Genomic DNA, 14,317 nt, shown 5'->3' with positions numbered 1-14,317 from the left:
GTGCCGCCACGTCATTGGGAAGTCAATGAAACCTGCGGGCGGGTGGTATTTCTACCTAACCGCCCGCGGGGGCCGGGATCAGCCGGCTTTCTTCTTGGTGGCTTTCTTCTTGGGCGCGGCCTTTTTGCGGGTGCCTTTCTTGGCCGCCTTCTCATTGACAAGTTCCACCGCCATTTCGGGCGTCACGTCCTCGGGCTTGATGTCCTTGGGCAGGGTCGCGTTGATCTTTTCCCACTTCACATAAGGCCCATAGCGCCCGTCCAGAACCTGGATCGCGCCGCCGTCGGGATGCTCGCCCAGTTCCTTCAGCGGTTTGGCCGCAGCCCGTCCGCGCCGCCCGGGATTGGCGCGTTTTTCCGCCAACAGTTCGACGGCGCGGTTCATGCCGATCTCGAACACGTCGTTGGGATCCTTGAGGTTGGCATAGACCGGCTTTGCCTCATCCGGCAGCTGATGCATGATATAGGGACCGAAGCGCCCGAAATTGGCGCTGATCATACCGCCCTCGGGGTGTTCGCCAATCTCGCGCGGCAGACTCAGAAGGGTCAGCGCCTTCTCAAGGTCCATGTCATCCTTGCTCCAACCCTTGGGCAAAGAGGCGCGCGGCGGTTTCTTGTTCTCGGGCGTAGCTTCGCCGCGCTGGACATAGGGGCCGAAGCGTCCGGATTTCAGCCAGATCTCATCCTCGCCATCCATGCCCAGCATGCGTTCCTCGCCCTCGGCGCCTTCACCGGCGATGGGGCGGGTATAGGTGCATTCGGGATAGTTCCCGCAGCCCACGAATCCGCCGGTCCGCGAGGTTTTCAGGTGCAGCCGTCCGACCCCGCATTTGGGGCAGATGCGCGGATCCGAGCCATCCTCGCGCAGGGGGTACAACTGCGGGGCCAGTGCCTCGTCCAGTTTGTCGAGCACTTCCGAAATCCGCAGCTCTGACGTCTCGGCGATCGCGGCCGAGAAATCGCGCCAGAACTTGGAAAGCAGGTCCTTGTAGTCGCGGGCGCCGGCGCTCACCTCGTCCAGCTGCTCTTCGAGGTTGGCAGTGAATTCGTATCCCACATACTGGCGGAAGAAATTCAGCAAGAAGATCGTGACGATCCGGCCCTTTTCCTCGGGGATCAGGCGGTTCTTGTCCTTGCGGACGTAACCGCGGTCCTGAATCGTGGTGACGATCGAGGCATAGGTCGAGGGTCGCCCGATGCCCAACTCCTCCATCCGTTTGACCAGGGTCGCCTCGGTATAGCGCGGCGGCGGCTGGGTGTGGTGTTGCAGCGCCAGAACCGCCTGGTTTTCCGACAGGATGGCCTTCTTGTCCGCGCCGTCGGCGGTGGCCTTGTCAAACTGATCCTTCAGCGTGGTCTTGGCAAAGCGCGCCGGATCACCCTGCATGATCTGGGGCAGGCGCTTGTCATCTTCGTCCTCGACATCGTCGCGGCCTTCCTCGTAGACGCGCATGAATCCGTCGAACAGCACGACCTGACCGGTGGCGCGCAGCCCCACCTGACCGTCATCGCTGCCGATTTCGACGGTCGTGCGTTCCAGCCGCGCAGCGGCCATCTGGCAGGCGATCGTACGTTTCCAGATCAGATCGTACAGCTTGCGCTGATCGTCATCCGACAGTTTCAGGGCGGCCGCATCCTTGGTCATGTCCGTGGGCCGGATGCATTCGTGCGCTTCCTGCGCATTCTTGGCCTTGTTCTTGTACATGCGCGGGCTGTCCGGCACGTATTCGGTACCGAACCGGTCCTTGATCGCGTCCCGCGTGGCGGCGACGGCCTCGGGCGCCATGTCGATGCCGTCGGTTCGCATGTATGTTATGTGCCCGGCCTCATACAAACGCTGCGCCACCTGCATCGCGTGGCGGGCGCCCATGCCGAATTTGCGGCTGGCTTCCTGCTGCAGGGTCGAGGTCATGAACGGGGCGCTGGGATTGCGCGCGGCTGGCTTCGCTTCGACCGAGGTCACGCTCAGTGCGCGGCTGGTGATGGCCTGCACCGCCAGTTCGGCCTGGGTGGCGTTGGCGATGTCATGCTTGTCCAGCTTCTTGCCGGCCAGCGTGACCAGCCGCGCCTCAAAGGTCTGGCCGCGCGGCGTTTCGAACAGCGCCTTGACCGACCAGTATTCCACGGGCTTGAAGGCCTCGATCTCCATCTCGCGCTCGACGATCAGGCGCAGGCAGACCGATTGCACGCGTCCGGCCGATTTCGCGCCGGGCAGCTTGCGCCACAGAACCGGCGACAGGTTGAAGCCGACCAGGTAATCCAATGCGCGCCGGGCCAGATACGCCTCGACCAGCGGCATGTCCACCTCGCGCGGGTTCTGCATGGCCTTGGTCACCGCATCCTTGGTGATGGCGTTGAACGTCACGCGGCTGACGGCCGTATCCTTCTTGATCGAGCGGCGTTTGGTCAGCGCCTCCTGCAGGTGCCAACTGATCGCCTCGCCCTCGCGGTCGGGGTCGGTTGCCAGGATCAGCGCGTTGTCGTCCTTGAGCGCGTCGGCGATGGCCTTGACGTGTTTGCGGCTGTCCGTGCCGACCTCCCAAGTCATCGAAAACTCGTGGTCGGGATCCACCGATCCATCCTTCGGAGGAAGGTCGCGAACATGTCCGTAAGAGGCCAGGACCGTGTAGTCGGGGCCAAGGTATTTATTGATTGTTTTTGCTTTGGCCGGGGATTCTACAACAACTACAGGCATTTAGTTAAAAACCTCGCTCGACGGATTGGGCGCCTTCTATGGCCGTGCAAAATGTGTAGGGCAAGATGGATTTGTCAATGCACAGTCTGAAAGGCCCGAAATCCGGCCTAATTGAGACCAGCGGCCCGGGTTGGAACCACCTCGGCAGATTAGACGGCGAGGCTCAGCAACCCGCCCGGTTGGCGACGGATCAAACCATCCAGCTCCAGATCGGTCAAAGCGGGGCCGATCACGCTGGCGGGCGCATCGACATCCCGGATTAACTGGTCCTCGGCCAAAGGCGAAGGCCCCAACCGTTCCAGGATTCGGGCGTGGAGCGCCTCGGGAGGAGTGATTGTCTGCGCGACGGGCGCCGTGTCGGGGACAGGTTCGGGCGCTCTGCGCGGCTGCGGGGGCAGGGCGTCGATTACATCCTGCACGCAGCGCACAAGTGTGGCGCCTTCGCGGATCAGAAGATTACAGCCGGCGGCGCGGGCGTCGAACGGATGGCCGGGCACGGCAAGAACCTCGCGTCCCTGGTCCAGTGCGTCGCGCGCCGTGATGAGGCTGCCGGACTTGGCGGCAGCCTCGACGACGACGACGGCCTGAGACAGCCCTGATATGATCCGGTTGCGGCGAGGAAAGTGGCGGGCCTGCGGGGTCACGCCCATTGGTTGTTCGGAGATGCGCAGCCCTCTGGTTGCGACGTCGCGCGCCAGTTCCTTGTTTTCCGCCGGATAGATGATGTCGACGCCACCTGCCATGACCGCAACGGTTCCCGTTTGCAGCGTGGCCAGATGCGCGGCGGTGTCGACGCCGCGGGCCAGTCCGGAGACGACTACATAGCCACTCTCACCCAGACCACCTGCCAGAGCCCGCGCCATCCTGGTTCCCAAGGACGAACAGTTGCGGGCGCCGACAAGCGAGATCATCGGGCGCTGAAGCACCGAAACGTCGCCTATTGCCCAAAGCAGAGGAGGGGCATCGTTCAGATCGGTCAGTGCCATAGGATAGTCGGCGGCCCCAAGGCACAAAAGCCGCGCTTTGGCGGCTTTTGCGGCCTTGAGTTCCGCCTCGATGACGCCGGGCGGGCATATTTCATACCCTTCAATTCCGGCAGCGCGTGCCAATTCCGGCAATGCGGCCAGCGCATTCTGCGCCGAGCCATGTTCGTGCATCAGGCGCCGGAACGTTGCCGGGCCAACTTTGCGCGAGCGCAACAGGCGAAGCCAGGAAAACCGGTCCTCTTCCGTGGTGGGTGGGAGTGGGGGGTGATTGGAAGAAAGCTGCTCTTCGGTCATCCGTCGCTCCGCCTGATTGCAGAACTGGTTTACGGCGTGACGGGTTAACAGCTTGTGAATCGCAGAAAATTTTAGCGTGTTCCAGTGTGGGTTTCGCGGAATGGGCGCGCAAATATTTGAAAGTAATAACTTTTCTCAGGCCGCCTATTTCGATGCGCTACGGTTCATTCCTTTTGTGGCCGGCAGCACGGATTAACCATGGTGCCGGCCGAAGGCGCGCGATTCGCATCAGGCGGCCGATCCTCCGACCGTCAGCCCCTCCATCAGCACTGTGGGTTGACCCACACCCACGGGCACCCACTGACCGTCCTTGCCGCAGGTTCCCATGCCGGGATCCAGGGCCATGTCGTTGCCCAGACCCCGGATACGTTTCAACGCTGAAGGACCGTCGCCGATCAGCGTTGCGCCCTTGACCGGCGCGCCGATTTTGCCGTTCACGACCCGGTAGGCCTCGGTACAGCTGAACACGAATTTGCCGTTGGTGATGTCGACCTGGCCGCCGCCGAAACCCACGGCCCAGATGCCGTCCTTGATCTCGGCCACCAGATCCGCCGGGTTGGCATCGCCGCCCAGCATGATCGTGTTGGTCATGCGTGGCATCGGTTTGTGCGCATAGCTTTGCCGGCGCCCGTTGCCGGTGGGGGACACGCCCATCAGGCGCGCATTCTGCCGGTCCTGCATGTAGCCAGTCAGGATGCCGTCTTCGATCAGCACGGTGCGCGAGCTCGGTGTCCCCTCGTCATCCACGGTGATCGATCCGCGACGATCCGGGATCGTCCCGTCATCCACCACGGTCACGCCCTTGGAGGCGATCCGCTGCCCCATCAGCCCGGCAAAGGCCGAACTCCCCTTGCGGTTAAAGTCTCCTTCCAACCCATGCCCGATGGCCTCGTGCAGCAGGATGCCGGGCCAGCCGGGGCCCAATGCGACTTCCATCACGCCGGCCGGAGCGGCAACGGCGTCAAGGTTGACCAAAGCAATGCGCAGCGCCTCTCGGACCTTGTCCTGCCAATCGGACGGGTCAATCAGGCCGTCCAGACCAACGCGGCCACCACCTCCGGCCGATCCGCTTTCGCGCCGGCCGTTCTGTTCGACGATGACCGACACGTTCAGGCGGGTCATCGGACGAACGTCGCGTACCATGGTGCCATCGGGGCGGAGGATCTCGACCTCTTGCACGGACGCGGCGATTACGGCGCTGACTTGAACCACCCTGGGGTCCAGATCGCGCGCAAATCCGTCGATTTCGCGCAGAGTCTCGACCTTGACCGGGAAGCTGGCGGATTCGATCGGGTCCGCATCCGTATAAAGCTGCTTGTTTGTGCGCCTTGGCGCGTCGGCCAAAGTGCCTCCACCGTCACCAACCGCCAGCCGGGCGGTTTCCGCAGCACGTTTCAGCGAGGGCATTGATACATCGGTCGAGTGGGCATAACCGGCCACATCACCCTGCACGGCACGCAGCCCGAATCCCTCGGATGCATCGTAGGATGCGGTGCGCAGGCGCCCATCGTCAAAGGCAAGTGTTTCGGATTTCCGACGCTCTACAAACAGCTCGCCGTCTTCGGCCCCGGCGGTGGCCGAGCGCAGTACGGCCAGTGCCTCGTCATGCGGCAATGCGGTCTCGAACGGGCGAAACGGGGCTTGAGTCATGGGTTGCGGCCTTTCGCGTTTGATCCAGATCAAAAATAGCGTCTGTTTGACGCAAGCATTTTGCTTTATCTACCTCCCGGAATATGGTTTTTAACGCGGCCAAAGACAACGGGAGAGGTGTGACCGATTCACACCTGTTCGCCAGAGACGCAAAGATCAAACGATCAGGACAGAAAATGAAGAATGCTTTGATGCTTTCGGGGGTGTTCGCAGCCCTCTCCAGCCTTCCCGCCATGGCTCAGGATCTTGAGATCATCGGCAAGCCGGTCGACGGCGGCATGGGCTTCCAGCCGGCGGCCACCAGCCTGGCCGAAGGGATTCACCGCCTTGACGGTATGATTCTGGTTATCATCACCGCGATCTGTCTGCTGGTCGCAGGCCTGCTGGTATACTGCATCGTGCGCTACAACCAGCGTGTAAACCCGACCCCGGCGCGGTTCTCGCACTACACTCCGGTCGAGATCGCCTGGACCATCGGCCCGATCCTGATCCTGGTCTTCATCGGTGCGTTCTCGTTGCCGGTGCTGTTCAAGCAGCAGGAAATCCCCGAGGGTGATGTCGTCATCAAGGTGACCGGCAACCAGTGGTACTGGACCTATGAATATGTCGATCACGACTTTGCGTTCGACAGCTACCTGCTGGGTCACCCGGCCACTCTGGACGAAGGTGCACGCCCCGCCGATGCGGATGTAACCCCGTTCGTTCTGGACGATGCGATGCGTGCCAAGCTGGCCGATGCCGGCTACAGCGAGGATGAGTGGCTGCTGGCCACCGACACCGCAGTCGTGGTTCCCGTCAACAAGGTGGTTGTGATGCAGGTCACGGCGGCCGACGTGATCCACTCATGGACGATCCCGGCGTTTGGCGTCAAACAGGACGGCGTTCCGGGCCGCCTGGCCGAGCTGTGGTTCCAGGCCGACAAGGAAGGCATCTACTTCGGCCAGTGCTCCGAGCTGTGCGGCAAGGACCACGCCTACATGCCAATCACCGTCAAAGTCGTCAGCGAAGAAGCCTATCAGGAATGGCTGCAGGGCGCGTTGGACGAATACGCCGGCCAGCCGGCATCGTTCCAGATCGCCTCGAACTGACGATCCCGGGGCCTGAGGCCCGTTCGAAACCAAGGACAGGCTGCGCGGGTTTCGCGCAGCTTTCGCACCACAAGGACCTGACATGACCGACGCGAGCATCAATGCCAGCACACTTGCCGCACAATCCCGTGCGGACGAGGCCGGCTTTGGCGACTATTTCGCCCTGCTCAAGCCGCGGGTGATGTCGCTTGTCGTATTCACCGCGTTGGTGGGTCTGCTGGCCGCCCCTGTGCCGGTACATCCGTTCGTCGGCTTTTGCGCCATCCTGTTCATTGCCATCGGTGGCGGCGCCTCGGGCGCGCTGAACATGTGGTGGGACGCGGATATCGACAAGGTTATGAAGCGCACCAAGGGCCGTCCGATCCCGTCGGGCAAGGTTGAGCCCGGCGAGGCGATGGCGCTGGGCCTGGCCCTGTCGGGTCTGTCGGTGATCATGCTGGGCTTGGCGACCAACTGGTTCGCGGGCGCGTTTCTGGCCTTTACCATCTTTTTCTATGTCGTGATCTACACGATGTGGCTCAAGCGCCTGACGCCGCAGAACATCGTGATCGGAGGCGCCGCGGGCGCTTTCCCGCCGGTAATCGGCTGGGTTGCCGCGACGGGTTCGATGACGCTCGAGCCGTGGCTGATGTTTGCCCTGACCTTCATGTGGACCCCGCCGCATTTCTGGGCGCTGGCGCTGTTCATGCGCTCGGATTATGACGACGCGGGCGTGCCGATGCTGACCGTGACGCATGGACGCCGCGCCACGCGGACCCATATCCTGGTCTATACCGCATTGCTGGCTCTGCTGGCCGTGGGCACCGCGTTCTCGGGTATCGGTGGGCCGATTTACCTGGCTGTGGCCGTAGTGTTGAACGCTCTGTTTCTGCGGGGGGCATGGGCCATCTCGCGCCGCACCGAAGACGATGCCGAGGCGGACAATTTCAAGGTTGAGCGCAGCTTTTTCAAGCTGTCGCTTCTGTACCTGTTCCTGCATTTCGGCGCGATCCTCGCCGAGGCGCTGCTGAAACCCTACGGGTTGGGAGGCTGGTCATGAGCCTGCGCAAAAGCCATGAGCTGCACCAGCGTCGTTTCGGCCGCAACCTGGGTGTTGGGCTGACGTTGGCGGCGTTCATCGTGATCATCTTCGGCCTGACCATCGTAAAGGTCTCGGGCAGCGATTTCGGCGTGCCCAGCGAGGAGGTTCAGAACTGATGGCTTTGAGCGGACCGCAGAAGACCGTTGCACAGACCGTTGGTCTGGTTGTTCTGATGGGCAGCCTGGCCTGGGCGGCCGTGCCGTTCTACGACTGGTTCTGCCGGGTCACCGGGTTCGGGGGCACCACGGGCGTTGCCGAGGCCACGCCCGACGATATCCTCGACCGGGTGGTGACCGTTCGCTTCGACGCGTCCAAGGCCAAAGACATGCCGTGGGAATTCAAACCCGTCGAGCGCGAGATGAAGGTGCGCATCGGTGAGACCGGTCTGGCCTTCTACGAAGCATACAACCCGACGGACAAGCCGGTTGCGGGACAGGCATCGTACAACGTGACGCCCTATTCCGCCGGTGGATACTTCCAGAAGATCGCCTGTTTCTGCTTTGAAGAGCAGGTTCTGGAGCCCGGCGAACGCGTCGAGATGCCCGTAACTTTCTTCGTCGACCCCGAAATGGTGGAAGACCCCGAAGCACAGTATGTTCATACGATCACGCTGTCGTATACATTCTATGAAATAGACCTGCCCGAGGGCTATGCCGCCCTGGATGCGCAGGCAGAAACAAACACGAACTAACGCCTGTAGGTGAGGGACGCTGATGGCACACGCAAAAAACCACGATTACCACATTCTGGCACCTTCGATCTGGCCGCTGATCGGCGCGATCGGTGGCTTCGTCATGCTGTTCGGAGCCGTCTTGTGGATGCACGGCATGACCTCCTTCGTGTTCTGGGGTGGTCTTGTGGCGGTTCTCTACACGATGTTTGCCTGGTGGTCCGAGGTCGTGGCCGAAAGCCGCGCGGGTGATCACACCCCGGTCGTCCGGATCGGGCTGCGCTACGGGTTCATCCTGTTCGTCATGTCCGAGGTGATGTTCTTCTTCGCCTGGTTCTGGTCGTTCTTCAAACATCGCATGTATCCGATGTACGACTATGCCGGCACCGAATACATCCAGCCTGACATCCACGCGGTGGACCCGTTCCACCTGCCGCTGATCAACACTCTGGTTCTGTTGCTGTCGGGCTGTGCGATCACTTGGGCGCACCACGCGCTGGTTCACGACAACGACCGCAAGGCGCTGATTCAGGGTCTCGCGATCGGTATCGTCCTAGGCATCGCCTTCACCTTCCTGCAGGCCTTCGAATACTATGAACTGTTGGCCCACGAAGGCTGGGAGTTCGGCGGCGATCAGTTCTACTCGAACTTCTTCATGGCAACCGGCTTCCACGGCGCACATGTGATCATCGGCACCATCTTCCTGACTGTCTGTCTGATCCGCGCGCTTCGTGGCGACTTTACCCCGGAGAAACACGTCGGGTTCGAGGCGGCCGCATGGTACTGGCACTTTGTCGACGTTGTCTGGCTGTTCCTGTTCTTCGCAGTCTACATCTGGGGTCAGGCACCGCTGATGTAACGCCCCGCGAGGCTGTCGAATTGCAAAAGCCGTCCCTCGGGGCGGCTTTTTCTCGATCAGGGGCGCAAGGGATTGCGCCCCGTACAATTGCAAGGTTGCATTTCCTTGCGCACAGACCGTAACAAGACGCCGGCTTGACCCCGAGCCGCTATAATACGCAACAAGGGCCAGACATGCGCCGCATCCTGTTTCTGCTGATTTTTGGACTCGCCGGGCTGGCGGTTCTTGTGTCTCTGGGCACTTGGCAGGTTCAGCGTCTGGCCTGGAAAGAGGGCATTCTGGCCGACATCGAAGCCCGGATCGCCGCCGATCCAGTGCCGCTGCCCGAGGCGGTCGACCCTGAAGCCGACCGTTATCTGCCCGTCGAAGTATCGGGCGAGATGCTGCCCGGCGAAATCCATGTACTGGTTTCGGTCAAACAGGTCGGGCCGGGCTATCGGATCATCGCGCCCTTCCGAACCGGTGATCGCACGATCCTGGTGGATCGGGGCTTTGTGCCCACTACGGCCAAGCAGGCCGAACGCCAGATCGGCCCCATGCAAGTTGTCGGAAATCTGCATTGGCCCGATGAGATCGACAGCTATACCCCCGATCCGGACCCGGCGGGCAACATCTGGTTTGCCCGCGACGTGCCCGCGCTGGCCGATGCGCTTGGGGCCGAACCGATCCTACTGGTTGCCCGCAGCCAGACCGATCCCGCCATCACGCCGCTGCCGGTGAATACGGCGGGTATTCCCAATGACCATCTGCAATACGCGGTGACATGGTTCGGCTTGGCGCTGGTCTGGGCCGCAATGACCGGATATTTCCTGTGGCGCGGCCGCGCCCCATCAGAAAGTGACGCGCAATGAAATATATCTCGACCCGCGGGCAGGCGCCCGAACTGAGCTTCGAAGAGGCGATGCTGACCGGTCTGGCCCGCGACGGTGGCCTGTACCTGCCTGCCGAGATCCCGGTTCTGAGCCGGGACGAGGTCGCCGCGCTGGCCGGGCTGCCCTATGAAGAGATCGCGTTCCGCGTCATGTGGCCCTATGTCAGCGGTTCATTCGCCGGGGATGAGTTCAAAGAGATCATCGCCCGCGCCTATGCCGGGTTCGGCCATGATGCCCGCGCGCCTTTGAAGCAGCTGAACGAGAACCACTTTCTGCTGGAGCTGTTCCACGGGCCTACGCTGGCCTTCAAGGATTTCGCCATGCAGCTGATCGGCCAGCTGTTCCAGGTGGCGCTGAAGCGGCGGGGCGAGCGTGTCACCATCGTGGGCGCCACCAGCGGCGATACCGGATCGGCCGCGATCGAGGCATTCCGGGGGCTGGACGCGGTCGATGTGTTCATCCTGTTCCCGCATGGCCGCGTCTCCGGGGTGCAGCGCCGCCAGATGACCACCCCCGCCGACAGCAACGTGCACGCACTGGCCGTCGACGGCGATTTCGACGACTGTCAGGCCGCCGTGAAGGATATGTTCAACGATTTCGACTTCCGCGACGGGGTCAAGCTGGCGGGGGTGAACTCGATCAACTTTGCTCGCGTGCTGGCGCAGGTGGTTTATTATTTCTCGGCCGCGACCAGCCTGGGCGCGCCGCATCGCAAGGTCAGCTTCACGGTGCCCACCGGCAATTTCGGCGACATCTTTGCCGGCTATATCGCCAAGCGGATGGGTCTGCCCATCGACCGTCTGGTGGTGGCGACCAACCAGAACGACATCCTGCATCGCTGCCTGTCGGGGCAGGGCTATTTCAAGGGCGACACCATCCCCTCGATCAGCCCGTCGATGGACATTCAGGTCAGCTCGAACTTTGAGCGCGCGCTGTACTATGCCTATGGCGAGGACGGGCGGGCCGTGGCGCAGTTGATGGACGAGCTGAAACAGGGCGGCTTTCACGTCAGTCAGGGCGCGATGGAGGCCCTGCGAGAAAGCTTCGACTCGGGTCGTGTGTCCGAAGAGGAAACGCTCGCCACGATCAAATCCACGCTGGAACACAGCGCCGAGCTGGTCTGCCCGCACACTGCCGTGGGCATCAAGGTGGCCGAAGACACCCGCGCCGCCGATGTGCCGATGGTCACGCTGGCCACCGCGCACCCGGCGAAATTCCCCGCCGCGGTCGAGCGGGCCAGCGGTGTGCATCCGCCTCTTCCCTCGCGCATGTCCGATCTGTATGAACGTCCGGAACGGGTGACCCGCATCGCCAACGATCTGGGCGCCATCGAGGATCATATCAAAAGGCATATTGCTGAGTGACTGTCAGACTGGACCAACTAACAAACGGCTTTCGGATCGTCAGCGAACAGATGCCGGGGCTGCAATCGGCAGCCATCGGCATCTGGGTGACCGCTGGCGGGCGGCATGAGCGGATCGAACAGAACGGCATCGCGCATTTCCTCGAGCATATGGCCTTCAAGGGCACCCAGCGGCGCTCGGCCCTGCAGATCGCCGAGGCGATCGAGGATGTGGGCGGCTATATCAACGCCTATACCTCGCGTGAGGTGACGGCCTATTACGCCCGGGTGCTGAAGGATGACGTGGCGCTGGCGATGGACGTGATCGGCGACATCGTCCTGAACCCCGTCTTCGACCCGCGCGAGATCGAGGTTGAGCGCGGCGTGATCCTGCAGGAGATCGGCCAGGCGCATGACACGCCCGACGACGTGATCTTTGACTGGCTGCAGGAACAGAGCTATCGCGATCAGCCGCTGGGCCGCACCATTCTGGGGCCGACCGAACGGGTCAGCGCCTTTTCTCGCGACGACCTGTCGGCCTTCGTGGCCGAGCATTATGCGCCCGACCAGATGATCCTGTCGGCGGCAGGCGCGGTCGATCATGACCAGTTGATGAAACTGGCCGAAGAGATGTTCGGCCATCTGCAACCCCGCAAGGGGCTGCTGCCGGAACCCGCGCGGTTCACCGGCGGCGAGGCGCGGCGGGACAAGGCGCTGGAGCAGGCACATTTCGCGCTGGCGCTGGAAAGCCCGGGCTATCGCAATGACGAGATCTATACCGCGCAGATCTATTCGACCGCGCTGGGCGGCGGCATGTCCTCGCGCCTGTTCCAGGAAGTGCGTGAGACCCGCGGGCTGTGCTATACGATCTTTGCCCAGACCGGCGCCTATGCCGACACGGGAACGACCACGATCTATGCCGGCACCTCGGCCGATCAGGTGGGCGAGCTGGCTACCATCACCATCGACGAGATGAAGCGCGCCGCCGAGGACATGAGCCCCGAGGAGGTTGCCCGCGCCCGCGCACAGATGAAGGCCGGGATGCTGATGGGGCTGGAAAGCCCCTCGAACCGGGCCGAACGTCTGGCCCGGCTGGTGCAAATATGGGGCCGTGTTCCGCCGCTCGAGGAAACCGTGGCCAAGATCGACGCGGTCAGCACCGCCGACGTCCGGGCCTTTGCCGAAAAGATGGCGGTTCAGGCCCCGGCAGCACTGGCGCTCTACGGACCTGTGGGTGGTGCGCCGACACTGGAGAGGCTGCAGGAGAGGCGCGCGGCGTGATGCTGTTGGGCAGACGCAGGCTGAAACTCGAGACCGAGCGGTTGAGCTTGCGCCCGCCCGTGCATTCCGACTTCAACGACTGGGCCGCGCTGCGGCTGGCCTCGCGCGAGTATCTGACCCCGTGGGAGCCGATCTGGGCCAAGGATCATCTGACCCGCAAATCGTTCACCAACCGTGTCTACTGGGCGCAACGCTCGGTGGCCAATGGCACGGCGGTTCCGCTGTTCCTCTTCCGCAGAACGGATGACATGCTGGTGGGCGCCATTACGCTGGACAACATCCGCCGGGGGCCGGCGCAGGCCGGAACGCTGGGCTATTGGACCGGGCAGGCCTTTGCCCGGCAGGGTTACATGCGCGAGGCCATCGGCGCCGTGGTGCATTACGCCTTTACCCGACTGGACCTGAGCCGGATCGAGGCCGCCTGCCTGCCGGAAAACGCCGCCTCTCGCGGGCTGTTGGAAAGCTCGGGGTTCAAATACGAGGGCGTGGCGCAATCCTATCTGCAGATCAACGGGCGGTGGCGGACGCATGTGCTCTATGCGTCGCTGCGCTCGGACCGGCGCGGGCGGACGGACGCGGGCTAGGGCGCCCGTTCGGACCTGATGTGGGCGGGACTGTTTCCGAAATTTGGGCTCAGTGACGTGACTCGAGGCGCCGATGCGCTAGACTTCCGATCATGCGGAGTGTTTTGGCGGGTCTGATCTTGCTGGCAGGGACGGCGGCGGCGCAGGAGCGTCGGCCGAGCCATTGCATCGCCATCGCCCAGAACACCCCTGGAATCCAGTATCTGCACAAGGCGGCGTGGCAGGATCCGGTGCCCGAATTCTCGGTCCGGATCAGCTATGTCGCGCATGCGTCCTTTCTGATCCAGACATCCGGCGGGCTGAATGCCGTGACCGACTATACCGGCTTCATCGGCGGCGCGGATCTGATTCCCGACATCGTGACGATGAACCACGCCCATGACACCCATTGGACCGCCTATCCCGATCCGGCCATCCCGCATGTGCTGCCGGGGTGGGGCGAGTTCGGGCAGGGCATCGAACACCACCTCGATCTGGGCGAATTGCTGGTGCGCAACGTTTCGACTGATATCCGGTCCGCTTATGGCGGGGTGGAAGAGCGCGGGAACTCGATCTTCGTGTTCGAGGTCGAAGGCCTGTGCATCGGCCATCTGGGGCATCTGCACCATGTGCCGTCCGACGAACAATTCGCGGCCCTTGGGCGGCTGGACGTGGTCATGGCGGCGGTGGACGGGGGCACGACCATGCCCTTGCCCGAGATGATCTCGGTCCTGCAGCGGCTGAAAAGCTCGGTAATCATTCCGATGCACTGGTTCTCGGGATATTCGCTGGACCGGTTCCTGGCCGATATCCGATCCGATTTCCCGGTGCGCCGGGACGGGGTTTCGGAAATCGAAGTATCGCTGCGGACCCTGCCGGACCGCCCGACGGTGGTGGTGCTCGAGCCGCGATACCTTATGGAATTGGAATAAGCCTT

General features: G+C 62.7%; 13 protein-coding genes. 10 read left to right on the top strand and 3 right to left on the bottom strand.

Translation table 11 applies throughout. The features are described 5' to 3' along the window. Positions 1-78: 78 nt before the first annotated feature. From topA to tldD, 3 genes are all read right to left on the bottom strand, one after another. Positions 79-2,694: a type I DNA topoisomerase gene (topA, locus tag ACR0DA_RS09775; protein ID WP_480753777.1), complete on the bottom strand. Its 2,616-nt coding sequence runs from the start codon at positions 2,692-2,694 to the stop codon at positions 79-81. 149 nt (positions 2,695-2,843) lie between these two features. Next, positions 2,844-3,974 (bottom strand): DNA-processing protein DprA, encoded by a 1,131-nt coding sequence (dprA, locus tag ACR0DA_RS09770; RefSeq protein ID WP_170370879.1) that lies wholly within the window; start codon positions 3,972-3,974, stop codon positions 2,844-2,846. 228 nt (positions 3,975-4,202) lie between these two features. After that, entirely contained in the window at positions 4,203-5,624 is a 1,422-nt protein-coding gene (gene tldD, locus ACR0DA_RS09765) for a metalloprotease TldD (protein ID WP_170358198.1), read from the bottom strand. A 176-nt stretch (positions 5,625-5,800) separates the two neighbouring features. Between tldD and coxB the strand changes: the two genes are divergently transcribed. From coxB to ACR0DA_RS09715, 10 genes are all read left to right on the top strand, one after another. Continuing rightward, complete coding sequence (gene coxB / locus ACR0DA_RS09760; protein WP_170337536.1) at positions 5,801-6,712, top strand: cytochrome c oxidase subunit II; 912 nt, start codon at positions 5,801-5,803, stop codon at positions 6,710-6,712. Positions 6,713-6,794: 82 nt separating this feature from the next. Next, the gene (cyoE, locus tag ACR0DA_RS09755; protein WP_093962749.1) at positions 6,795-7,751 is read left to right on the top strand and encodes a heme o synthase; all 957 of its coding nucleotides are present in this window, start codon (positions 6,795-6,797) and stop codon (positions 7,749-7,751) included. Next, the gene (locus ACR0DA_RS09750) at positions 7,748-7,909 is read left to right on the top strand and encodes a hypothetical protein (RefSeq protein ID WP_170337538.1); all 162 of its coding nucleotides are present in this window, start codon (positions 7,748-7,750) and stop codon (positions 7,907-7,909) included. Before cyoE ends, ACR0DA_RS09750 begins: the two co-directional genes overlap by 4 nt. Next, a complete protein-coding gene (locus ACR0DA_RS09745; protein ID WP_093962748.1) occupies positions 7,909-8,484 on the top strand; it encodes a cytochrome c oxidase assembly protein in 576 nt (191 codons plus the stop codon). The genes ACR0DA_RS09750 and ACR0DA_RS09745 overlap by 1 nt, the downstream gene beginning before the upstream one ends. A gap of 22 nt (positions 8,485-8,506) precedes the next feature. After that, positions 8,507-9,322, top strand: coding sequence for a cytochrome c oxidase subunit 3 (locus ACR0DA_RS09740; RefSeq protein ID WP_093962747.1), 816 nt, complete (start codon positions 8,507-8,509; stop codon positions 9,320-9,322). Between the two features lie 173 nt (positions 9,323-9,495). Next, positions 9,496-10,173, top strand: a complete 678-nt coding sequence (locus ACR0DA_RS09735; RefSeq protein ID WP_170599164.1) for an SURF1 family protein — start codon at positions 9,496-9,498, stop codon at positions 10,171-10,173. Beyond that, complete coding sequence (thrC, locus tag ACR0DA_RS09730) at positions 10,170-11,558, top strand: threonine synthase (protein WP_480753775.1); 1,389 nt, start codon at positions 10,170-10,172, stop codon at positions 11,556-11,558. Before ACR0DA_RS09735 ends, thrC begins: the two co-directional genes overlap by 4 nt. After that, entirely contained in the window at positions 11,555-12,817 is a 1,263-nt protein-coding gene (locus ACR0DA_RS09725) for a M16 family metallopeptidase (RefSeq protein WP_480753774.1), read from the top strand. The genes thrC and ACR0DA_RS09725 overlap by 4 nt, the downstream gene beginning before the upstream one ends. Next, complete coding sequence (locus ACR0DA_RS09720) at positions 12,817-13,401, top strand: GNAT family N-acetyltransferase (protein ID WP_093962743.1); 585 nt, start codon at positions 12,817-12,819, stop codon at positions 13,399-13,401. The genes ACR0DA_RS09725 and ACR0DA_RS09720 overlap by 1 nt, the downstream gene beginning before the upstream one ends. Positions 13,402-13,493: 92 nt before the next feature. Further along, positions 13,494-14,312 carry an MBL fold metallo-hydrolase gene (locus ACR0DA_RS09715; RefSeq protein ID WP_480753772.1) on the top strand — a complete coding sequence of 273 codons (819 nt, stop codon included), beginning with the start codon at positions 13,494-13,496 and terminating at the stop codon, positions 14,310-14,312. The last annotated feature ends 5 nt before the right edge of the window (positions 14,313-14,317 follow it).

This window comes from Ruegeria sp. CI8 (assembly GCF_056536865.1).
Note: the sequence above shows the minus strand (reverse complement) of the source record. Positions and strands in the feature narration are given on the sequence as shown.

What these genes read in the sequence shown, in the direction of transcription:
- thrC (WP_480753775.1), top strand. Translation starts at nt 10,170, where the DNA reads ATGAAATATATCTCGACCCGCGGGCAGGCGCCCGAACTGAGCTTCGAA.
- ACR0DA_RS09740 (WP_093962747.1), top strand. Translation starts at nt 8,507, where the DNA reads ATGGCACACGCAAAAAACCACGATTACCACATTCTGGCACCTTCGATC.
- ACR0DA_RS09715 (WP_480753772.1), top strand. Translation starts at nt 13,494, where the DNA reads ATGCGGAGTGTTTTGGCGGGTCTGATCTTGCTGGCAGGGACGGCGGCG.
- ACR0DA_RS09750 (WP_170337538.1), top strand. Translation starts at nt 7,748, where the DNA reads ATGAGCCTGCGCAAAAGCCATGAGCTGCACCAGCGTCGTTTCGGCCGC.
- tldD (WP_170358198.1), bottom strand. Translation starts at nt 5,624, where the DNA reads ATGACTCAAGCCCCGTTTCGCCCGTTCGAGACCGCATTGCCGCATGAC.
- ACR0DA_RS09735 (WP_170599164.1), top strand. Translation starts at nt 9,496, where the DNA reads ATGCGCCGCATCCTGTTTCTGCTGATTTTTGGACTCGCCGGGCTGGCG.
- dprA (WP_170370879.1), bottom strand. Translation starts at nt 3,974, where the DNA reads ATGACCGAAGAGCAGCTTTCTTCCAATCACCCCCCACTCCCACCCACC.
- topA (WP_480753777.1), bottom strand. Translation starts at nt 2,694, where the DNA reads ATGCCTGTAGTTGTTGTAGAATCCCCGGCCAAAGCAAAAACAATCAAT.
- ACR0DA_RS09720 (WP_093962743.1), top strand. Translation starts at nt 12,817, where the DNA reads ATGCTGTTGGGCAGACGCAGGCTGAAACTCGAGACCGAGCGGTTGAGC.
- ACR0DA_RS09745 (WP_093962748.1), top strand. Translation starts at nt 7,909, where the DNA reads ATGGCTTTGAGCGGACCGCAGAAGACCGTTGCACAGACCGTTGGTCTG.
- coxB (WP_170337536.1), top strand. Translation starts at nt 5,801, where the DNA reads ATGAAGAATGCTTTGATGCTTTCGGGGGTGTTCGCAGCCCTCTCCAGC.
- cyoE (WP_093962749.1), top strand. Translation starts at nt 6,795, where the DNA reads ATGACCGACGCGAGCATCAATGCCAGCACACTTGCCGCACAATCCCGT.